The 20584-nt window shown below is 59.7% G+C and carries 18 protein-coding genes; 9 read left to right on the forward strand and 9 right to left on the reverse strand.

Features of this window, described 5'->3' with window-relative positions; all coding sequences use genetic code 11:
- The first annotated feature begins 208 nt into the window (after positions 1-208).
- The 3 genes from rpmI (at position 209) to NW870_RS10510 (ending at position 1710) form a co-directional block, all read left to right on the forward strand.
- The gene (rpmI, locus tag NW870_RS10500) at positions 209-409 is read left to right on the forward strand and encodes a 50S ribosomal protein L35 (RefSeq protein WP_011434387.1); all 201 of its coding nucleotides are present in this window, start codon (positions 209-211) and stop codon (positions 407-409) included.
- Between the two features lie 133 nt (positions 410-542).
- Positions 543-899 carry a 50S ribosomal protein L20 gene (rplT, locus tag NW870_RS10505; protein WP_011434388.1) on the forward strand — a complete coding sequence of 119 codons (357 nt, stop codon included), beginning with the start codon at positions 543-545 and terminating at the stop codon, positions 897-899.
- A gap of 79 nt (positions 900-978) precedes the next feature.
- A complete protein-coding gene (locus tag NW870_RS10510; protein WP_414375219.1) occupies positions 979-1710 on the forward strand; it encodes a transporter substrate-binding domain-containing protein in 732 nt (243 codons plus the stop codon).
- A 107-nt stretch (positions 1711-1817) separates the two neighbouring features.
- Here NW870_RS10510 and purH read toward each other — a convergent pair whose 3' ends face one another.
- From purH to NW870_RS10530, 4 genes are all read right to left on the reverse strand, one after another.
- Entirely contained in the window at positions 1818-3551 is a 1734-nt protein-coding gene (gene purH, locus NW870_RS10515) for a bifunctional phosphoribosylaminoimidazolecarboxamide formyltransferase/IMP cyclohydrolase (RefSeq protein ID WP_414375221.1), read from the reverse strand.
- Between the two features lie 152 nt (positions 3552-3703).
- Complete coding sequence (gene cysE / locus NW870_RS10520; protein ID WP_414331426.1) at positions 3704-4495, reverse strand: serine O-acetyltransferase; 792 nt, start codon at positions 4493-4495, stop codon at positions 3704-3706.
- A 136-nt stretch (positions 4496-4631) separates the two neighbouring features.
- The gene (locus NW870_RS10525) at positions 4632-6149 is read right to left on the reverse strand and encodes a hypothetical protein (protein WP_414375222.1); all 1518 of its coding nucleotides are present in this window, start codon (positions 6147-6149) and stop codon (positions 4632-4634) included.
- A 180-nt stretch (positions 6150-6329) separates the two neighbouring features.
- The gene (locus tag NW870_RS10530) at positions 6330-7232 is read right to left on the reverse strand and encodes a 4-hydroxybenzoate solanesyltransferase (RefSeq protein WP_414375223.1); all 903 of its coding nucleotides are present in this window, start codon (positions 7230-7232) and stop codon (positions 6330-6332) included.
- A 388-nt stretch (positions 7233-7620) separates the two neighbouring features.
- Here NW870_RS10530 and NW870_RS10535 point away from each other — a divergent pair, with 388 nt between their 5' ends.
- Positions 7621-8346, forward strand: a complete 726-nt coding sequence (locus NW870_RS10535) for a response regulator (RefSeq protein WP_414375224.1) — start codon at positions 7621-7623, stop codon at positions 8344-8346.
- Here the strand turns inward: NW870_RS10535 and NW870_RS10540 are convergent.
- From NW870_RS10540 to NW870_RS10550, 3 genes are all read right to left on the reverse strand, one after another.
- Positions 8343-9701, reverse strand: coding sequence for a CCA tRNA nucleotidyltransferase (locus tag NW870_RS10540; RefSeq protein ID WP_414375225.1), 1359 nt, complete (start codon positions 9699-9701; stop codon positions 8343-8345). The genes NW870_RS10535 and NW870_RS10540 overlap by 4 nt on opposite strands.
- A gap of 230 nt (positions 9702-9931) precedes the next feature.
- Positions 9932-10966: a ferrochelatase gene (gene hemH / locus NW870_RS10545; RefSeq protein ID WP_414375241.1), complete on the reverse strand. Its 1035-nt coding sequence runs from the start codon at positions 10964-10966 to the stop codon at positions 9932-9934.
- Positions 10967-11234: 268 nt separating this feature from the next.
- On the reverse strand, positions 11235-11702 hold the full coding sequence (locus NW870_RS10550) for a hypothetical protein (protein WP_414375227.1): 468 nt from the start codon (positions 11700-11702) through the stop codon (positions 11235-11237).
- A 305-nt stretch (positions 11703-12007) separates the two neighbouring features.
- On the opposite strand from NW870_RS10550, the gene NW870_RS10555 reads away from it, so the two are divergent.
- The 5 genes from NW870_RS10555 to NW870_RS10575 all read left to right on the forward strand — a co-directional run bounded on the left by NW870_RS10555 (position 12008) and on the right by NW870_RS10575 (position 16862).
- Positions 12008-12499: a Tic20 family protein gene (locus NW870_RS10555; RefSeq protein ID WP_414375229.1), complete on the forward strand. Its 492-nt coding sequence runs from the start codon at positions 12008-12010 to the stop codon at positions 12497-12499.
- A 92-nt stretch (positions 12500-12591) separates the two neighbouring features.
- Positions 12592-13143 (forward strand): cyclic pyranopterin monophosphate synthase MoaC, encoded by a 552-nt coding sequence (gene moaC, locus NW870_RS10560; protein WP_414375231.1) that lies wholly within the window; start codon positions 12592-12594, stop codon positions 13141-13143.
- On the forward strand, positions 13137-15047 hold the full coding sequence (locus NW870_RS10565; protein ID WP_414375233.1) for a hypothetical protein: 1911 nt from the start codon (positions 13137-13139) through the stop codon (positions 15045-15047). The genes moaC and NW870_RS10565 overlap by 7 nt, the downstream gene beginning before the upstream one ends.
- Positions 15041-16036, forward strand: a complete 996-nt coding sequence (locus NW870_RS10570; RefSeq protein WP_414375235.1) for an alpha-E domain-containing protein — start codon at positions 15041-15043, stop codon at positions 16034-16036. Before NW870_RS10565 ends, NW870_RS10570 begins: the two co-directional genes overlap by 7 nt.
- 295 nt (positions 16037-16331) lie before the next feature.
- Positions 16332-16862 carry a gamma carbonic anhydrase family protein gene (locus NW870_RS10575; RefSeq protein WP_414375236.1) on the forward strand — a complete coding sequence of 177 codons (531 nt, stop codon included), beginning with the start codon at positions 16332-16334 and terminating at the stop codon, positions 16860-16862.
- Between the two features lie 21 nt (positions 16863-16883).
- Here the strand turns inward: NW870_RS10575 and NW870_RS10580 are convergent, their stop codons facing one another.
- Together NW870_RS10580 and NW870_RS10585 are read right to left on the reverse strand one after the other, a co-directional pair.
- Positions 16884-18341 carry a circularly permuted type 2 ATP-grasp protein gene (locus NW870_RS10580; RefSeq protein ID WP_414375238.1) on the reverse strand — a complete coding sequence of 486 codons (1458 nt, stop codon included), beginning with the start codon at positions 18339-18341 and terminating at the stop codon, positions 16884-16886.
- A gap of 177 nt (positions 18342-18518) precedes the next feature.
- On the reverse strand, positions 18519-20321 hold the full coding sequence (locus NW870_RS10585; protein WP_414375239.1) for a glycosyltransferase family 39 protein: 1803 nt from the start codon (positions 20319-20321) through the stop codon (positions 18519-18521).
- Between the last annotated feature and the right edge of the window lie 263 nt (positions 20322-20584).

Below are 20584 nucleotides of genomic sequence, written 5' to 3' on the forward strand. Positions count from 1 at the left end.
CAATGACTTTTGCCAAACCGCCTAAAGCTCAGTAAATTCAGCAAAGTTCAGGGTTTTGGGGGTTAGAGGCATGCTCCTGAGAGTTTCTCGACCCCTTTCCCTTGCCTCAGCGGGACGAACCTTGGCATTTGCCCTCTTGTTCTTCTATGGCTTATCCTAGAAAGCTGTGACCTTTAGCTCTGGCCCCGCATATTCTGGGGTTGTCATCATGCCCAAAATCAAAACCCGCAAGGCAGCAGCCAAGCGCTTCCGCCTGACCGGCAGCGGCAAGTTTATGCGTCGCAGGGCCGGGCACAACCACTTGCTGGAGCACAAAACCAGCAAGCGCAAACGCAAATTGGCCGGTGTGGCCCTGGTGGACAAGCGGGATGTGGTCAATGTGCGCCTGATGTTGCCCAACACCCACTAGCCGGGATCCCGCTCGCGCCGGCAAGAAGATTTCAGGGGCTGGCATTGGCGACAGCAGTTCCGATCCCGTTAGCAGGACGGAGTGCTTCTACCCTTCAGTTTGAGTTTGTTCAAGTTCCTATTGAGTTACTGCCATGAGAGTCAAACGGGGCAATGTCGCCCGCAAGCGCCGCAAAAAGATCCTCAAGCTGGCCAAAGGCTTTCGGGGAGCTGGTTCAAAGCTGTTCCGCACCGCCAACCAGCAGGTGATGAAGGCTTTGCGCAGCGCCTACCGGGATCGCCGCCGCAAGAAGCGGGATTTTCGTCGCCTATGGATTACCCGCATCAACGCGGCCACCCGTGCCCAGGGCCTGCGTTACCACGAGTTCATCGATGGTCTCAAAAAAGCCAATATCCAGCTCAACCGCAAAATGTTGGCCCGCTTGGCTTTCCTGGATCCAGAGGCCTTTACCCAGGTGGTGGAGGCAGCGCGCCAGTCTCGCGCCTCCTGAGGAGGTTCCGACGGCTATCCAGAAGTCCTTCCTGGCAGCCATTCTGGCCCTCGCCTGCCTGGGGAGAGGGATCCCTACTGTGGCTCGTCCTTGGCCGGAGATTGTGGATTCTGGACGGCTGCGCGTTGCCGTAAAAGACAACTTGAGGCCGCTGGGGTTTCGCACTCCCCAAGGGGATCTGCAGGGGTTTGAGATCGAGCTGGCTTGTGAGCTGGGATCCCGGCTGTTGGGCTCGGCAGAGGCTGTGGAGTTGGTGCCGGTCTCGAATGTAGAGCGGCTGCAGGTGCTGGCTGACGGCCAGGTGGATTTGGCCATTGCTCAGATCGGCATTACACCCGATCGGGCGCGCCAGGTGGAGTTCACTTCTGCTTACTATCAGGATGGCCCCAGCTTGGTTGTGGCTCGTTCCCACAACTGGGAAAGCTGGTCGGACTTGCGGGGCGGTCGCGTTGCAGTCTTGCGCGGTTCCAGCGCCATTCCCCTGCTGAATCGATACCTGCCAGGGGTGGAGTTGGTGCCTGTCGATTCCTACCGAGAAGGGGCGGAACTGCTCCTGAAAGGGGCGGTGCAGGGGTGGGCAGCAGATCGCTCGGTGCTGGCAGGGTGGCTAGCAGAGCATCCCCGTCGCGAAAGCGCTGCGGAGCAACAGTTTCAATTTCTGGGATCCCCCTTGGCAACGGTGGGGCTGGGCATTGCCATGCCCAAGGGGCTGCAGCACGCCGAATTGCGGCTGCGGGTGCGCCGAGAACTGGAGAATTTGCGGGCTGAGGGCTGGCTGGCAGAGCGGGCCAGAGTCTGGGGGTTGCCCTAGAGCGTTGCGGAGCAACAGTGAGGAGTGAGAAGTGAGGAAAGAGAAGTGAGGAGTAAGGATACTCCCTTCTCACTCTTCCCCGCTCTCTTCTCTCCCGAGAGGCAGGCTCAGTGCAGAAAGTGACGTATGCCGGTGCAAACCATGGCGATACCGGCAGCGTTGGCAGCAGCGATGGAATCGGGATCCCGAATGCTCCCTCCCGGCTGAATGATGGCGCGGATCCCTGCTCGGGCAGCCATCTCCACACTGTCGGCAAAGGGGAAAAAGCCATCGCTGGCCAAAACAGCCCCTGCCGCCTGGGATCCCGCCTGCTTGAGGGCGATCTCCACTGCCCCCACCCGATTCATCTGCCCGGCTCCGATGCCAAGCGTCTGTCCCTGCTTGGCAACGACAATGGCGTTGGATTTCACATGTTTGCAAACTATCCAGGCAAACTCCAGATCTGCCCATTCTGCGGGGGTGGGCTGGCGTTGGGTGACCACTTGCCAAGAGGGGGGGCTGTCGGTTTGCGTCAGTCCCTGATCGCGACAGCGTTGCGGCACAACAGGTGAGTCGGCATCCTGCACCAGAAAGCCCCCGGCTATGGTGCGGATTGTCTGTGCAGGCCCCACGCACAAGTCCGGCAAGACCAAGACCCGCAAGTTCTTTTTGGCCGACAGCAGCTCAGCCGCCTCCGGGGTACAATCGGGAGCCACCACACACTCCAGAAAAGGCTCTACCAGCCGCCGGGCGGTCTCCCGATCCAAAGTTTGGTTGAGGGCGACGATGCCCCCAAAGGCAGAAACCGGGTCGGCAGCCAGCGCGGCCTCCAAGGCAGCAGTCAGAGAGGGGCGCAGAGCCACCCCACAGGGGTTGTTGTGCTTAACCACCACCGCCACCGCTTGTTCAGGTTGCAAGAACTCCCTCCGAGCAGAGCCAGAAGACACAGAGCCCTTCCCGTCAGTGGGCCGCGTCGCATCAGCATTGCGGAGTAACAAGGTTAACTCTGCCGCCAGGGCACGGGCCGCCTCCAGATCCAGCAGGTTGTTGTAGCTCAGCTCCTTCCCCTGCAACTGCTTAGCCCGGTGCCAGCCGGGGGCAGCCGGATCCGTCACATACCAAGTGGCAGCTTGATGGGGATTTTCCCCGTAGCGCAGGCGTTGCCACAGGATCCCTTGCAGTTGAAACCTGTCTTCAGCGGCAGCTGCGGAGGACTGGGAGGGACCTGCTAGCTCCAGGCGAGCCAGGTAGGTGACGATGGCGCGGTCGTAGGCCAGCACCTGCTCAAAGGCCCGACGAGCACACTGGAAGCGAAACGCCAGCCGCTCTGTTTCCCCATAGGCCCCGGAGAGCAGTTGCAAATACTGGGGGTACTGGCTGGGATCCGTCAGCACCGTAACGTAGGGATAATTTTTGGCTGCCGCCCGCGCCAAAGTGGGCCCGCCGATATCGATCTGCTCAAAAGCTTCCTCCAGAGACACTCCTGCCTGGGCCACTGTCTGTTCAAAAGGGTAGAAGTTGACCACCACCAGTTGGATGGGAGGGATCCCCAGCGCCTCTAGGTCTGCCCGGTCTTCGCTGCATTCCAGGCGGGCCAAAATGCCGCCGTGGATGCGGGGGTGCAGCGTCTTCACCCTTCCCCCCAAGATTTCCGGCGCGCCAGTGTGGGCAGAGACAGGGGTGACCGGGATCCCAGCTTCTGAGAGCGCCTTGGCGGTTCCCCCACTGCTGAGCAGTTGAAAGCCATGCTCTTGCACGAGGGACTGGGCCAGCGGGATCAGTCCGGTTTTGTCGGATACACTCAACAAAGCCAACGGTACAGAATCCTGTTCGCGACAGCGTTGCGCAGTAGCAAGGGGCATTGGAGGCGTTATCCAGTAGAGAAGGGCCCAGAGGAAAAAGCTGGCCGGGATACCCAGCCCAGCGCTCTCACAGCATACCCCGAAAGCTGGACCCTCTTGTCCAGCCACCTGGTTCAGACAAATCTTCAGATCGTTCGCATCAGCAGGACGGATCAGGAATATTCTGCTTCGCCTCTCACCTGATCCTGCCGGACCTGTTCCCGCTCCCGGTTAAGGCGGGCCACCTGGGCTTCCAGATCTTGGATACGGTGCAGCAACTGTTCGATAGCCCGTCCCACTGGGTCAGGCATGAGATGGTGATCCAGGTCAATGCCATGGGCGGGGATGCGGCGCTGATGGGGCGGGATGACCGCACGGCCTGGGATCCCAACCACCGTCATGCCGGGAGCTACATCCTGAATCACGACCGCGTTGGCTCCGATACGAGCTTTTTCCCCAATGCGAACCGGCCCCAGAATCTTTGCCCCCGTGCCGACAATCACCCCATTTTCCAGGGTGGGATGACGTTTGCCCTTGTTCCAAGAGGTACCCCCCAAGGTGACCCCGTGGTAGAGGGTAACATCATCGCCAATTTCTGCCGTCTCACCGATCACCACCCCACAGCCGTGGTCAATGAAAAAGCGCCGCCCAATCTTGGCTGCCGGGTGGATTTCAATCAATGTGAAAGAACGAGCCAAGAAGCTGAGCAGCCGCGCTAGGAAAAACCAGCGCCGTTTCCACAGCCAGTGGGCGATGCGGTGCAAAAACAGAGCATGCACACCGGGATAAGTGAAGATGACCTCCCAGCGATTGCGTGCTGCCGGATCCCGATCGAAGACACAATCAACATCCTCCCAAAATTGCTGCCAGAACCCCAGTTTTGGCTCCGGCTTGCCAGCAGGGAGAGAATTGCCCTCCCCCGTTTTGGGGCTTTCCACCGCCGACTGCTCGGCCTCCGTCAGCATGAATGGTCTCCGTTTAGGAACCTCCACTCCCCTTTTAGCACTTTTTGCCGGCAGCAAGGAGAGATCTCCAATCGCGCCAAGGGAGCTCCTCGCGCAACTCTCCACTGGGTCGAGCTCAAGCAAATTGCCTTCTGCCCTAGCCTTTACTCAACTGCTGAGCCACCAGTTCTCCAATGGCTTGCGCGGCTCCCGGCCTTCCCCCCAGCCGCTGCAGTTCTGTCTGCATTTGCTGACGGCGCTGGGGATCTTCCAACAGAACTCGCATTTGTGCGGCCACGGCCACCGGGCGCAAGTGGCCCCGCAACTCCGGTACCACCTCTCGCCCTGCCCAGATGTTCGGCCAAGCCAAGTGACCTAGCCAACGCAGAGCAATTCTGTTGACGGCGCGGGCCAGCCAAGTGCCCAAGCCTGGAAGGTGGGCCAACAGGCCGAGGATCCCATCCCAGGCGCGCATTGCCTCCAGCTTGTTGGTAGGGATCACCACAACCATCGGCACCCCCAAATAGGCCAGCTCGGCGGTGTTGGCGCCAATGGTGGTCAGACAGAGATCACAGTTGGCCAGCACAGAATAGGCAGGGAAGCTTGTCCACAATTGCACCGTGCTGCCAAAGGGGGTAACAAACTGGGATCCCAGATTGGTCTGCTCCAGAATGGCTGAGGTGCCATAGATCAAAGCCATATCGGGATTGAGCTTGGGATGGGCATAGGCTGCCAACGACTGGGGGGTTTGTCCTGGGGCCACCGGGATCACAAAGCGGACATTCGGCAGCATCTGTCGCAGCTCATCGGCCACAGCCAACACCAATGGCACCCCCAAGGAGAGCTTGGCTGGCTTGGAGCCTGGGAGCAGCCCCACCTGATAGTGGGTGCGGTTCTCATCGCTCAGACGCTGCCAGCCGCGCGGTAGCAATTCTTCAAAGGCCTCCGGCCCGCTTACGCGATCGGTGAAGCGGTTCCCCACTCTCTCTGGCGCAGTTCTTACAGGCTCCCCCTCGCCGATGGAGCTGGGAGATGCATCTTGGAGCAGGCCAAAGGCTTGGGTTGGGGAAGAAAAGCCTGCCGTGGGTTTGGAGGCAGCGGCAGGAGATCTGCTGCCAAGCCAGCCGGAAAGGGGCACCCCCGGCAAATAGACAGCGCTGGCTACGCCATCCGCCATCAAATCCCCGACAACGTGCATTTTGTGGGCCCAAGGGTGGCCCAGCAGCCGTCCGCCATCGTAGCGGCGTTTGATTGCCTCGGTTCGCACGGCGAAAGCATGTACCCAAGGCCGCCAACGGGGTTGATGCTCAGCATAGACCACCAGCCGATAGCGCAAGCGGCGAGCAATCCAGACGGCAAAAAACTGATCCCCCCCCAGAAACAGCACCACCCCTCGCTTGGCCCAATTCCAGGCTTCTTCGGTTTGGCCAGTAAGCAAAAAAGCCAGAAAAAAATCGGGATCCTGCACCCGATCCACGTCGACGAACGCTTGCGCTACCTTCATCTCTTGCCCGGAAGCATGGGGGCAGGGGGACAGCACCAGGGAGAGGCGTGCCTGAGGCAGTTGCTGGCGCAATTCCATCACCACCGGACGCACCCAGGTGGTCAGCTCTCCAGGGCCGTTTGAGAGGATAAGGATGTCATAGGGAGGCTCACCGCCGCTTAGTGGGGCCATCGGAGGCTGGGATCCTGCAATTAATCGTCTCATTCTACCGTTTGCCCATGGCCCTGGGCCGATTCCTGCCAGTCCGGAGATTTGTCGGGATCCCTTCCCAAAGAGGCAGCCCCAGCGTCGGCTGAGGGGCAAGGCGTTCTTCAGAGAGGCATCTGGCCATGCGAGAGGCCAGGGGATCCCTCAGGCCAGCAGGGACCCGCCGATCATCCCCGCCAGCAGAATAAACCCTTGCACCACATTTTGGCCGAAGATGGCCAGGTACAAGGTGGGAGAGGCATTCCTTTGGTGGAGCTGCCAGGTTTGCCGGCCCCAGAGGACAGTGACGATGGCCAAGCTGACAAAATAAACTCCATGCAACCGTAGGCTGAGGCCTACCCCCAACAGCGCGATGGCAGTGCCCAAAAAAAATAGCCCTACCGCCGTCGGCGTCCGCTGCCCGAAAAAACGGGCGCTGGAATGGATCCCGGCCCGCTCATCGTCCTCCCGATCCGCAAGAGCATAGACGGTATCAAATCCCAGTGTCCACAACACCGTGGCCAGCCACAGCCAGCCCAGCCCCTCTTCCCACAGAGGGGTGTTGGCATCTTGGCCGCTCACCGCCGTCCAACTGATGAGCACGGCAAATCCCCACGCCAGAGCCAGCACCAACTGCGGCACCGGAAACACCCGCTTGGCCCCTGGATAGAGCAGAATTACCGGCACCGCCGCCACACAGAGGGCAAAACTGACCGGGTTGAGGAAAAGCGCCAGCCCTGCCGCACAGGCCAAACTCACCAGCGCCATCAGGATCCCGACGCCAACGGTCAACTCCCGACTGGCCAACGGGCGATGGCGGGTGCGCTCCACCAGCGGATCCAAATCTCGATCCCAAAGATCGTTGATGACACAGCCTGCCCCACTGGCAGCCAGGCTGCCCAAAATGATGATCCCGACCAACGGCCAAGGGGGTGTTCCCCGTCCGGCCAAAAAAGCTCCCCACAGAGCCGGGATCATCAAAATCAATCGCCCTGCCGGCTTATGCCAGCGCAACAGCCGCAGAATGGCTCCGCCAGTGGCCCAGAGTGCAGAAGGGGAAGCAGACATAACCGGTTTCCGGCCAATCGCGACAGCGGGACGGAGTCCTTAAAGCGTGAGTTGCCGTTCGCGGGAGGGGTGCAGAGCACCATGAGGCGTGGGTAGGGGCGGCTCCACATTAGAGATCTTAAATCATCCTGAATTGCAGGTTTTTGGAATCCTTTCGGTTCCATTCGCCGTCTCAAGGCCCTGTGCAAGTCAGTCCGCCCCTGTTCTCTTTATTGGCCTGCCCTGGAAGTTTGATATCCTATCGGGGGGCTGCTGTTGACGGTGGCGGCACTTGCCCTTCTCACCCTGTGAGGCTGTTATCGCTACGTGACGCTTCCGCGTTCGTGACGGCGGTGCGGAGCACTTGCGTGCAGGCGCAACGGAGTTCTGTATGGAAGCAACCCTCTCCATGACCGGTCCACTTCCTCAAGCCAAGGAAGCTGCTTCCCATCTGGAGACCCTGCTGGTGGTGGAGGACGAGGATGCCATTCGGGAAACGGTTGCCCTGGCTTTAGAAGAACAGGGATATCAAGTTTTACAGGCCGCCGATGGTCGGCAAGCCCTTGAGGTGGTACATACGGCTGAGCGGCTGGATTTGATGATCCTGGATTTGATGTTGCCCAGCTTGAACGGTTTGGATCTATGCAGGCTGCTGCGCAGGGAGGGCAACACGATTCCCATCTTGATGTTGACGGCCAAAAGTAGCGAAACCGACCGGGTGGTGGGCTTGGAACTGGGGGCCGACGATTATCTGACCAAGCCCTTTGGTATGCGGGAGCTGATCGCCCGCTGTCGTTCGGTGTTGCGTCGGCAACAACTGGCCCAAGCCAGCGATGCCACGGTGCTCCGCTACGGGGATCTGTGTATGTTTACCCAGGAGTGCCGCGTGTTGGTGCGGGGCGTTGAGGTGAGTTTTTCCCCCAAGGAATTTCGCCTGTTGGAGCTGTTTATGTCCAATCCCCGCCGCGTTTGGACGCGGGAACAGCTTCTGGAGCGCATCTGGGGATCCGACTTCATGGGCGACAGCAAGACCGTCGATGTACATATCCGCTGGCTGCGGGAAAAATTGGAGCTGGATCCCAGCAACCCAGAGTATTTGGTGACGGTGCGCGGCTTCGGCTATCGCTTCGGCTAGTCTTTTTGCTGGCCACGCCACCGGCGGGCAAAAGAGAGCGCCTCGGCACGAGTTTGAATCTGCCCCCAAGCCTGCGCCTCCTGGAGGTCTTGCAGCAACTGGCCTACCCAGGGGCCGGGTTTGGCCCCCAAGCTGTGCAGCAGATCGCGGCCATCCAGCAGGGGCACCAGATGGGCCAGGGGATCCTGGGGGTCTTCGTAGCGTTTGAGCCAAGACTCCAGCTTTTGAGGGTCGCCGCCCGTAGCCACCGCCAACAGCGCCAGGCCACCGAACAGGGATCCCGCCTGTTGGTAAAGCCGCCACTGTTGCGCAGGGGTGGGGGAGTCCGTCAGGAGAAGCTGAAGCTGAGGCAGAAGATGGTGTAGCTTTTGGATGGCCCGCATTTCCGCTCGGCTGAAGCGCAGCCGCTCCAGCTCGGTTTCCACCCTTTCTGCCGTTCGCGTCAGCAAGACAGAGTCCTCAGTTCCCGCTGGATCCCACAACAAGGCCGCCAGCACCACTGCCAACAGCCTGCCGCGCCCTTCGCGTGAGGATGTCAAGGGCTGGGCCAGCTCTGCCAGCGTGCGGGGATAGAGCGGTTGCCAGCGCCCGGCCCACTCCCACACGGCCTGAGCTTGAGGGAAGCCCGGACTTTCCGGCTTCAGGTGGGGCAGCCAAGCCTGCAGCAACCCCGCCGCCACCGCCCCCTGTAGGTGAGCCAGCCCTGGGATCCCTGCCTCCAAGAGGGCCACTACCTCTGCCCGCACCCGTTCTGCCGCCACGTTGGCCAAAAGGGGGGCCCGCTCCCGGATTGCCTCTTGCGTAGCCGGATCCAGCACAAACCCCAGCTGAGCCGCCTGTCGATAACCCCGCAACAGCCGCACCGGATCAGCACTGAGGTTGTCGGGGTGGATCATGCGCATCCGGCTCTGGCGAATATCGGCTTGTCCGCCTGTGGGATCCAGCAGTTGCTCCCGTTGCAGATCCAAGGCCAGGGCATTGCAGGTGAAGTCCCGCTGCCTCAGATCCTCCTCAGGGGTGGATCCCGCCTGCAGCCCCACGTCCACGGTCAACTTTGCCAACACAATGCGGGCAATCTGCCGTTCGGGATCCAACACCACAAAGCCCGCCCCCAACCGCCGTGCCACTGCCGCTGCCCAGCCCACGGGATCCACAGCGCACATCAGGTCCAAATCCACCGACGCTGAGGACTCCATCCCACCGTCGCGAGCGGGATCCCCAGCAGCACGGCCCTGCAGCCAAGCCAGGTAAGCATCCCGCAGGGATCCCCCTACCCAATAGCTTTCCTGCGGCAGCCACTCTTGGGGGAAAGGCAGCCATTGGTAGAAATAGGTCAGCAGCCACTTCGTCAGCAAGGCTTTCCTCGGGCCTAGGGTCATTCCTAATCAAGACTTCCTGTTCGCGTCAGCGGTGCGGAGCAACGAGAGGAGTGAGAAGTGAGGATTGAGAAGTGAGAGGTGAGAAGTGAGGATACGCTCTCTTTGCTCTCTGCTCTTTTCTCTCTTGAGGGGGGATTGCTTATGGATGTGCAGGCAGCGCCCTCGTCTGGTCGCGTCAGCGTTCATAAAATGCCCGGAGTTTTTCCCTACCGCTCCAGCAGCGAGCTGCCCACAGCAGCAGGGACAAAGGCAGGAGCTGCCAAGCCCGGAGTGAGCAGATGAGGCCGCACCAGCGCCGCCAAGCCAGCAATGAACAGAGGGTCGGTATTTAAGGCGGGCACACGGCGAAAATCGGCAATCCCAGCTCGATGGGCCAGTTCCCGATACTCGATGTCAATCTCCTGCAGGGTCTCGATGTGCTCCGACACAAAGCTAATCGGCACCACCAGCAACTGCTTCACACCTCGGGATCCCAACTCCAGGATGACCCGTTCGGTATAGGGTTGCAGCCACCGCACCGAACCCACCCGGCTTTGATAGGAGAGGGTGTGGTCATTGGGGCGTCCCACCTGCTTCCAGATCAGCCGCACGCAGGCTTCCATTTCCCGTTGGTAGGGATCCCCGGCCTCGGTGACATAGCTTTCGGGAATGCCATGGGCGCTGAACAGCACATGCACCCCTTCGGGCTCGGCAAATCTATCCAACTGTTCCCGAATTGCTCTGGCCATCGCCTGCACGTACTGAGGCTGATCGTACCAGGAGTAGATCTGGCAGCGCTCGATGCATGCCAGCTCCGGATCTTCAGCCCAGAGCCGATCCAGCAGCTTAAAGCTGGATCCCGTCGTGCTGATGGAATACTGCGGGTAGAGCGGCAGCACCACCAAGCGGGTGATCCCATCCGACTTGATCTGCTGCACCACCGACTCGATCAACGGATGCCAGTAGCGCATGGCAACATACACCGGCACGTCATAGCCCTCAGCCACCAGGTGGGCCTGCAGTTCTCGCGCTTGCTCAGCAGTAATGCGCCGCAAGGGGGATCCCCCCCCAATGGCCGCGTAGTTGCGGCGGGATTTTTCGGCCCGCAGTGTGGAGATGGCCCAGGCGAAGGCCCGCTGCAAGAAGGGAAACGGCAGCCGGATCAGCTCGGGATCGGCAAACAGATTGTAAAGAAAGGGCTGCACATCGGCCTGGGCCTCTGGCCCCCCCAAGTTCAGTAGGAGCATGCCGCTTTTGGACATAACAAGGCTCATTGCGTTGGCGGTGCGGAGCACCATGTTCTTCTTTATCCACTGTAGGGGCTCTTATCCCCCAGCGGGAAAGTGACCTTAAGTTTTTTTGCAGTCTTTCTCAGCTTTCCCCTCAGGAGAAACCACCCACACCCAAACCTACAAGTCCAATCCGGAGACTCCGTCCCGCTGTCGCGAACAAAGTCCAAAAAGGGATCCCCGCCCACAAGGGGATCCCCAGCCTTAAAACTCCACTGTCGTGCAGAGCAGCAGAGCGGTGTTAAAACTCTCGACCTCGGTAAACCCGCTGCAGGGCCGGAGTGACCGGATAGCAATCGACATCGGCCAGGCTCAACTTCAAGCGCAGCGTATTGAGGAGTTTCCAGTAGGGGGGCACAAAAGCCTTTTCAGGGATGGGTTGGACGGCAGGAGAGGGATCCCCAGGTCGGGCAACCGTCTCCATGGGGCAGCCGCGGTAGCGGAGCGGACGGGATCCGAGGTGAGCTGAGCGCAGATCTCGGCTGGGATCCACCGTCAAGCCGCGAAACTGGATCGCCCCCGGACGAGAGGTTTCCCGATAGCGCAGATAGCCTGCCCACACCTGGGCAATCCACTCCGGCAAAGCTTCGGGCCGAATGTAATAGCGCTCCGGCAACAGACGGTCGTTGAGAAAACCCATCAGCCCAGACCAAACTTGCCAGACAAAAGCTCCGACGATGCGAGCAGCGGGAGACGATGAAATCTTCATGGTGGAAGCTGAAAAATGTAGAGAACCTGAAAAACCGGTGATGCAGCCAGAATTTGCCGTTGATTATATCAGCCTGGATTCATCGGAGCGCTCACTCTGAACGTTTTGGCCTCCAGTTTTTCTGCTCACTGGAAAGCAGAAGCCAGCTTGCGGCCAAGCGCGTTGAGCCACCCAAATCCATCGACTACAATAGGCCCAAGGCTTGGGTGTTGCTTTCTCTTTCCGACCTGTAGCTTGCGGGGATCCCAGAAGCGCACCGACAAGCCAGCTCCAGTAACCATTGCACCTATGGGGATCGACGGATTATGACCTGGCGCGGCGACATCACTCCCATCAATCGGCTGTGGGGATCCCTTCCCTACCTTCTGCCTTTGGTATCGGCTCTGCCCTTGGGCTTTTTGCCCTCTGGGCTGTTTCAATCTTTGCCAGGGCTGATCCCCATTTTTGCGCCCCTATTTCGTCTGGTGCCCCTGGCCACGGGCTGGCTGGGAATGGGGGTGTTTTTGGCTCTCCTGTTCCTGGTGATCCGCAACACCCGCGTAGCCCATTTTGTTCGCTTCAACACCATCCAGGCGCTGTTGCTCAACATTGCCTTGTTCTTGGTGCAGGTGCTGATGCAGGCGTTTGGCATGCTCTTCGGCAGCCTTGGCCTGGCAGCGATGGTCAGCATTTTGGCCACCACGGCTCTCTTGGGGGTGATTGCCATCACCGTCTACGCCTGGGTGCAAAACATTCGCGGCCACTACGCCGAGGTGCCGGTGCTCTCTGATGCCGCCTATGCCTGGATTCGCTACTAGTTGTCAAGTCCCTGCGGGTCTGGTTGCCGATTTGCCGACCTCATCGGAGCCTAAGCCAACTCTTCAGCTCTCAAGGATTGTGGGAGGCCGGGGTGCCATCGGATTCGAGTTCTAGTCGCGCCAGCAGGACAGAGTCCTTTGTTGGGCAAGCCCTCACCCACCTGGACGCCTCTGGCCGAGCACAAATGGTGGAAGTGGGACACAAGCCCATGGTTGCCCGCTTGGCCACTGCCCAAGGACAGGTACGCATGTCAGAAACGACTTTGCAGACCATCTTGGCCGGTCAAGGGCCCAAAGGGAATGTGGTGGAAACAGCCCGGCTGGCCGGGATCATGGCTGCCAAGCGCACCGCTGATCTGATCCCGCTGTGTCATCCTCTCCCCTTGAGCAGCGTCACCGTGGATCTGAATCCGGATCCCCATCTGCCCGGCTTTCTGATCACCGCTACAGTAAAAACCAACGCCCAAACAGGGGTGGAGATGGAGGCTCTGACGGCTGTTTCCGTGGCCGCCCTCACCCTGTACGACATGGCCAAGGCCCTGGAAAAGACGATGGTGATCGAACACATCCGGCTGTTGCGCAAGTATGGGGGGAAGTCTGGGCCCTTCGAGGTAGAGGATCGGGATAACGCCGAGAAATGCTGAAAGCTTTGCAACAACCAGAGAGGGGTGTTGGGCTAGGGTTGTTGGTGGGCATTGGGGTGCTGCTCTGGCCCATGCTGCACCAGGGCTATCCCATGACTCACTCCACTCACTTCAACCTCAGTTGGGCCTTTCAGTATCAACGACAGTTTTTCAGCGGGCAGTTTTACCCCCGCTGGCTGGAGTATTCCAACTTCGGCTACGGCAATCCTACCTTTGCCTTTTACCCCCCTCTGTGCATGGTGGCCCCTCTGCCGTTTCGCCTGCTGGAGCTGGACATGCCCACCTCTTTGGTGGCCAGCATGGGCTTGGCAATGGCGGTCTTCGGGACAGGGCTGTATGCCCTTCTCCGGCAACTCATCCCCTGGGCTCTGGCCCTGGTTTTGGCTCTGGCGGGTATGGCCGGCCCCTATTGGCTGGTGGATATCTATCAACGGGGGGCAATGGGGGAAGTGTGGGCCATTGCTGTCTCCCCCTGGATTTTCTGGGCCTCAGTCCAGGTGATCTGCCGGCCCCAGTCCCTTTGGCCGATTGTGGCCTTAGCCATTAGCTACGGCCTGTTGGCCCTATCTCACTTGCCCACTTTGCTGGTCTTTACGCTAACTTGGCTGCCTCTGCCTTGGGTGCTGGGCCGCTGGGATCCCCTCTGGCCCAGGGTGGGGCGCTGCTACTTGGGGTTTGGGCTGGGGCTGGGGTGGACGGCGTTTTATCTGCTGCCAGCCTTTTGGGATCAGCGCCTCATCCAGGTGGAGTTGGTGAATTTTGTCGAAGAGTACATGCCCCAACATCGCCTGATGCTGAGTGGGCTGACCCGGCTCCAGCCACAACTGACGCAGCACTGGTTTGAGAGCGGCCTGGTGGGGTACTGGATCTGGATGGTGGCCGTTGTCTTGGGTGCTGGGATCCTGGTTTTCTGGGAATGGCTGGCCCGCAGGACAAGGGGGATGACCCCGATCCATTCCGTTCGCGCTAACGAGACGGAGTCCTTTGATGCCTTGGGATCCCATGCTCCCCTGGCCAAAGCGATCCTGCTCTACAGCTTGGGGGCCAGCTTGGTGGCCTTGCTGATGATGACGGATTTGCTGGGTTGGCTCTACGAGTGGATTTTGCCCCTGCGCCGCATTCAGTTTTCTTGGCGCTGGATGGCGGTGACATCAGTAACGGTGCCCTGGCTTTTGGGATCCCTGGCCGCCTGGGGGTGGGGACAAAAGGGCTTGAGGATCCTCTTGATTGTGGGGATAGGTCTGGCCATGGGGATACAAAGCTGGCAGGGCTGGCAGGTCTTGTCCAGAGCCTGGTTTGACCCCCAGACCATCCAAACTTTTCAAGAGCTGTCTGCAGCCAAGCCATTTCCCAATGAGCCCCAGCAGCGACCGGGCATCGCTTTTCTTCACTGGCACTGGATCTTTCCCGATGGGCTGGCGCTGGTGGATGTGCCGGAGTACCGACCTCGCCAAGCAACCCTGCCCATGCCGCCCCCAGAGGTGGATCCGCTGCTGCGGTGGCAAGGCGACATGGTGAACTTTGGACGAGAACAAAGCGATCTGGAGCCACTGTTGGAAGTGGAGCAGTGGCGCTATGGCTACCGTCGTTTTCGGGCCGTTAACCCCACTGCTCAGGATCGATGGGTAGTCCTGCGCACTTTTTACTACCCTGCTTGGCGGGTACAGGTGGATGGTCGCCTCACATCTGCCGAGCACAGCGGAGTGGGGCTGTTGCAGGTGCGGATCCCGCCGGGGGATCATCGCGTGCAGGTGCGCTATCTGGGTACTGCAGCCGAGTGGATGGGGTGGATCTTGACCGGCCTGACGGGGGTGCTGCTGGTGAAGGTGCGGCGGCTGCTCCGCCTGCTGGGTTTGAACGGAGCGCAGAGACAAGACACTCCAGAGGAGGCAACAGCATGCTGAGTCGGGTGGCCGATTCCATCTACTGGCTCAACCGCTACGTGGAGCGCGCCGAGAACATCGCCCGCTTCATCGATGTCAATCTCAACCTCATCCTAGACTTGCCCAGCGGTCCCGCCCAGCAGTGGGATCCCATCGTCTACACCACCGGGGATCAGGAGCTGTTTTACCAGCGTTATGGCCAGGCGACCCAAGAAACGGTCATCCAGTTCCTGGCTTTTGATAGGGATTACCCCAACTCCATCCTTTCCTGTTTGCGGCTGGCGCGAGAAAATGCCCGTTCTGTGCGGGAGGTCATTTCTTCAGAAATGTGGGAGCGGGTCAACCGCTTTTATTTGATGGTCAAAGAAGCGGCTCAGCAAGGCCCCCACCTGAGTCAGCTCCATGATTTTTTCACGGAAGTGAAGCTGGCCAGCCACCTATTCGCCGGGGTGATGGATGCCACCATGACCCACGGGGAAGGTTGGCACTTTGGCCAGATTGGCCGTCTTTTGGAGCGGGCAGACAAAACGGCGCGCATTTTGGATGTTAAGTATTTTATTTTGCTGCCCTCTCTGCAGTATGTGGGCACGGCTTTGGATGAGCTGCAGTGGATCGCCTTGCTGAAGTCGGCCAGTGCTTATGAAATGTATCGGAAACACAGCCGCCAGCACCGCATCAATCCCAGAGAGGTGGCCTCTTTCCTGATTTTGGATCGGCAATTTCCCCGCTCCATTCAGTTTTGTCTTATTCACGCAGATCGATCCCTGCACCAGATCACCGGCACCCCAGCCGATACCTGGCGGGATCCCAGCGAGCGAGCTTTGGGCCGCCTGCGTTCTGAGCTGGACTACCTGACCATCGACGACATTATGGAGCAGGGCTTACATGAGTTTCTCGACAAATTGCAGCTACAAATGAACCACGTTGGCGATTGCATCTACGAAACTTTCTTTGCCATTCGCCCCTTGCAACCGTCTGAATCCTCTCCCCTGCTGCAACGGCAGGCTTAGCTAAAATCCCTCACCCCTAGCCCCTCTCCTACAAGAGTTAGAAATTAATCTAACGAACGCTTCCACAGCTATCGACAATGAGCCAAATGTGTTGCTTATATCTCATTGCTATTGTGCAATGGATTGACAATGGTGAAACAGGAGCAAAGGGACGGGTTGATTTTCTGGATCCCTGGCTCCTCTCTTTTTCTGGGACTGGAGGCGGCGCGGAGCGCTGGGGCAGGTCTGGAATTGCCGCACCCCCGGTAGCAGTAGGATTGGGGAAATAGAAGCCGTTGCCAAGGGCGTTTGGAAAGTGGGGTTAGAGCAGCAGCCGAGAGGGATCGACCAGGCAGCCTTTATTGCCGCCAATGCCACACTGATCGGCGATGTCCAACTTGCGGAAGCGGTGAGCATTTGGTACGGGGCTATCCTGCGGGGGGATCTCTCGCCCATTGTCATTGGCCGCCGCAGCAATATCCAAGATGGAGCCATTCTGCACGGGGATCCCGGACAGCCGACCCTGATTGGCGAGGAAGTGACCGTAGGCCATCGAGCGGTCATCCACAGTGCCCACATCGAGGGGGGATGTCTGATCGGGATTGGGGCCGTTCTCTTGAGCGGGGTCACCATCGGGGCGGGCAGCATGGTGGGAGCTGGAGCGGTGGTCACCCGGTCTGTGCCACCTCGCTCTTTGGCGGCGGGGATCCCGGCTAAGGTTATCCGCACCCTCACCGAGGAAGAGGTCAAGCAACTGCGCCTTCACGCCCAGCACTACGTGGATTTGGCGCTTCAACATGCCAGCCGCTTTGGCCGGTGGAGCAGAGGTTCGGGCGAGCGGCTCTGAACCTATTTTGCAAGCCGTCTCTCAACAGCCGGGATCCGCGCAGAGCACCCAGGTATCTTTGCTGCCGCCCCCCTGGGAGGAGTTCACCACCAGAGATCCCTTCTTGAGGGCGACGCGGGTCAGCCCCCCTGGGTGAACGTAGATCTCTTTGCCGTAGAGGATATAGGGCCGCAAGTCCACATGACAGGGTTCTAGACGGGGGCCTTCTCCCCGATCCACCAAGGTGGGCACGCGAGAAAGGCACAGGGTGGGTTGGGCGATGTAGTTGCGCGGCTGGGCGCGGATTTTCTCAGCAAAAGCAGACCGCTCTGCCGGTGTAGCCTGGGATCCCATCAGCATGCCATAGCCGCCTGACTCGTTGGCTGCCTTCACCACCAGCTTGTCCAGGTTTTCCAGTACGTACGCCTGATCCTTAGGATCCCAGCAGAGGTAGGTGGGCACGTTGGGCAAAATGGCTTCCTCTCCCAGATAGTAGCGGATCATCTGGGGCACATAGGCGTAGATCACCTTGTCGTCCGCCACCCCCGTTCCCAAAGCGTTGGCGATCGCCAGCCGCCCCGACCGGTAGACCTCAAACAGGCCGGGTACCCCCAAGAGGGAATCAGGGCGAAAAGCAAGGGGATCGATGAAGTCGTCGTCGATGCGGCGGTAGATCACATCCACCCGCTGCAGCCCTTTGGTGGTGCGCATTTGCAAATAGCCATCGGCCACCACCAGATCCCGCCCTTCCACCAGCTCCACCCCCATCTGCTGGGCGAGGAAAGAATGCTCGAAGTAGGCGGAGTTGTAGATGCCGGGGGTGAGCACCACCACCGTTGGGTTGGCTAGGTGCGGCACCAGGTTAAGCAGAGTATCCAACAAATGGCTAGGGTAGTCGTCCACCGGGCGGATCCCCATGGTGTTGAACAGGGAGGGAAAGGTGCTTTTCATCACCCGCCGATTTTCCAGCACATAAGAGATTCCCGACGGACAGCGCAGGTTATCTTCCAACACGTACCAAGTCCCGTCCCGATCCCGCACCAAGTCGGTGCCGGTGACGTGGCACCAAATTCTCCCCGGTGGGTTGAGCCCCACACAGGGCCGCAGAAATCCCTTGGCCGTTTCGATCAGCTCGGCAGGGATCACCCCATCCTTAAGGATCTTCTGGTCGTGATAGACATCGTCAATGAACAGGTTGAGGGCGTGGATGCGCTGCTTAAGGCCCTTCTCCAGCCGCTGCCACTCGGAAGCTGAGACGATACGGGGAATAATGTCAAAGGGGAAAATTCGCTCTGTGCCCTGGCTATCGCCATAGACGTTGAAGGTCACCCCCATCTGAAAGAGGGCCGCCTGCGCCGCCGTTTGCCGCTGCTGCAGTTCCCCTTCTTCCAGAGAATGAATGCGCTCAATCAGCGGGATCGCCTCAGGACGGGGCTGGTTACGCCCCAAAAACAGCTCGTCGTAAAACCCCTCGCCCGGGTCGTAGGCATCAAAACGCACGTCTGGGATCCCTGGAACGCTATCATCTTCTTCTACTTCTTCTACTGTTGGCGGCTCTGGATCTGCATAGTGTGCTTTCAGCTACTTTTAGCCTGGTAAAAAGAAAGGACTCCGTCCCGCTGACGCGAAAGGACTCCGTCCCGCGGACGGTGGGTTGGCCAAACCAGGGGGGGAGCTCTAGGGATCCACCACCTCAAAGGCCCATAGCCCCCGCTCGGCAGGGATCCGGTGCAACCGTCCGCTGGGAAAACGCCGTTGCAGTTCTGCCCCTTGCTGATCCCATACCCACTCGTTCATGAACAGGGTAAACGGTGGCTCCAGCGCCTGGATGGGCAACACCTCAGGGGAAAACACCGCTACCTTTTGTTCCCGTCCGGCAAAAAATTGGATCCAGCTTTGCCAATAGTGGGGTTCCCCCCAGCCGAAATAGGGGTAGGCAGCGCTGGCGGCCAGATAGAAGCGGTAGTCGGGATCCATTTGGCGAGCTGCCACATAGCGCCCGGTGGCCCCCACATCGTTGCCCTGCGTCCAGCCTTTGTGGACAAAGTCTCCAAAAATGGCCAGGTTCCACCCCCCAATCAGCAGGATTGCCCCCGCCATCGCCGCCGCCGGCAGCCAACTCCCGGCCCGGGATCCCCAGCGTTCCAGGAGACCTGCCAGCACTTGGATCCCTTCCAAGGTTAGATAGGCTACAAAGGGCAGGATCACCAGCAGGCGGGTGTAGTTGGGGGCTTTGGTGATGGCCAAGCTAAACAGCAGGTAGAGAAATAGGAAGCTGCCGATACAGAGCCAGTCGTGGGGCTGGCTGCGCTTCTTGAAAAGGCGGTAGAGGCCGGATCCCAGCCCCAGCCAGATCAAAGCCCCCGTCAAGGGATCCACAAAAGCATGGCCGTAGTTGGGATAGATGTAGCCGCGGTCGTGCTGGCCGGGGTCGTTGAACATACTCAGGCCGTTGAAGATGTTGCGCCAGACCGCCTCCTCTGGCGTAGCCGCATTCACCCACATCTGTTGTAACGCCCGCCCTTCCGGGAAAAAGAGAAATTGTTGGCGAGAGTACTCGGCGCTCACCGCAGGTGCTGTGACCGTGGCCACCAGAATGGGCCCAGCCACCAGAAAAAAGCCCAGCGCCGCGGGCACCGTCAGCTTAGCCAGGACCCAGAGGGGATTAGCTTGCTTGTTTTCTCCTCGGAGATCCTCCCGGCCCAGGAGCAGGTACAGAACTCCAAACAGCAACCCCAGCAGGATCACCACCCGCCCCGGCAAATAGCCGTAGAGGGAGAAAGCCGCCGCTCCTCCCCCCAGATAGAGCAACAGGGGATTTTTTTCCCGCACGCCCTTGAGGAGCAAGGCCAGGGCCGCACACTCCACCAGCACAATCAGGTTTTCCCGCATGGCCATGCGGCTGATGCCCAGCAAGGCGTGGTTGGATCCCAAGAGGGCCGCCCCCGCCAAGGCCAGACGGGATCCCCAAAATGCCCGAAAAAACCCGTAGGCCACCAGAATGGTGACGACCCCGAAGGCGGCATGTACCGTGCGCACATTGAGCAGCGTGACTCCCCCCATCAGCCGCGTCAGGCCGCCGAAGAGGCTGAACATGAAGCGGGGGAAATAGAAATACTCCGGCATCAGCCCAAAGATATCGGGATAGCGCACCCCTGAGGCGCGACGGGCCATGGAGGTGATCACAATCTCGTCAGTATTGATCTGAAAAGGGATGTTGGGCAGGTCGTAGAGGTAGATCGGGGCAAAGACCAACACCAACAGCCCCAGGTGCAACAGCTCCTGTTGCCAGCGCAGCCGCGTCGGATCCCAAGGGGGTTGAGCCGGGGAAAACTGCGCCCAGTACAGCCCCACCAGCAGGATGCTCAGCAGCCAGAGGCCAATCTGCAGCACGTGGTAGCCAAACACCCCGTACCAGAGGATCAGGGCTACCCCCAAGCCCAAGCCGGATCCCAGCAGGGGCAGATGCCGGGAGGTCATCACCCTATCCCAAACCGCCATAGAACCGATACGACTGGAATCAGGAACGAATCGATCCCTCTCAGCCTACCAGGCGCAAGATGCTCGACAAAACCAGAACTCAGTCAGCGCCCTCCCCCCTAGTCTTTCTCCCAAGGGGCGAGGGGAGATCAGAAAAGGTTGGAATCAAAACTTTGCCCCACCTGTTCTAGGTCGTGTTGATCTTATGTTAGGATAGAGAGAATAATTTATAGAGGAAAGAGGATGAAGTTGGTTTTTTTAGA

This window comes from Synechococcus sp. R50.1, assembly GCF_047462115.1.
In the GTDB taxonomy this organism is placed as follows: Bacteria; Cyanobacteriota; Cyanobacteriia; order Thermostichales; family Thermostichaceae; genus Thermostichus.

Excerpts from the sequence above, each read along its gene's own strand:
- rpmI (WP_011434387.1), top strand. The coding sequence starts at position 209 with ATGCCCAAAATCAAAACCCGCAAGGCAGCAGCCAAGCGCTTCCGCCTG.
- rplT (WP_011434388.1), top strand. The coding sequence starts at position 543 with ATGAGAGTCAAACGGGGCAATGTCGCCCGCAAGCGCCGCAAAAAGATC.
- purH (WP_414375221.1), bottom strand. The coding sequence starts at position 3,551 with ATGCCCCTTGCTACTGCGCAACGCTGTCGCGAACAGGATTCTGTACCG.
- cysE (WP_414331426.1), bottom strand. The coding sequence starts at position 4,495 with ATGCTGACGGAGGCCGAGCAGTCGGCGGTGGAAAGCCCCAAAACGGGG.
- NW870_RS10525 (WP_414375222.1), bottom strand. The coding sequence starts at position 6,149 with ATGGCCCCACTAAGCGGCGGTGAGCCTCCCTATGACATCCTTATCCTC.
- NW870_RS10530 (WP_414375223.1), bottom strand. The coding sequence starts at position 7,232 with ATGTCTGCTTCCCCTTCTGCACTCTGGGCCACTGGCGGAGCCATTCTG.
- NW870_RS10535 (WP_414375224.1), top strand. The coding sequence starts at position 7,621 with ATGACCGGTCCACTTCCTCAAGCCAAGGAAGCTGCTTCCCATCTGGAG.
- hemH (WP_414375241.1), bottom strand. The coding sequence starts at position 10,966 with ATGTCCAAAAGCGGCATGCTCCTACTGAACTTGGGGGGGCCAGAGGCC.
- NW870_RS10550 (WP_414375227.1), bottom strand. The coding sequence starts at position 11,702 with ATGAAGATTTCATCGTCTCCCGCTGCTCGCATCGTCGGAGCTTTTGTC.
- NW870_RS10555 (WP_414375229.1), top strand. The coding sequence starts at position 12,008 with ATGACCTGGCGCGGCGACATCACTCCCATCAATCGGCTGTGGGGATCC.
- NW870_RS10565 (WP_414375233.1), top strand. The coding sequence starts at position 13,137 with ATGCTGAAAGCTTTGCAACAACCAGAGAGGGGTGTTGGGCTAGGGTTG.
- NW870_RS10570 (WP_414375235.1), top strand. The coding sequence starts at position 15,041 with ATGCTGAGTCGGGTGGCCGATTCCATCTACTGGCTCAACCGCTACGTG.
- NW870_RS10585 (WP_414375239.1), bottom strand. The coding sequence starts at position 20,321 with ATGACCTCCCGGCATCTGCCCCTGCTGGGATCCGGCTTGGGCTTGGGG.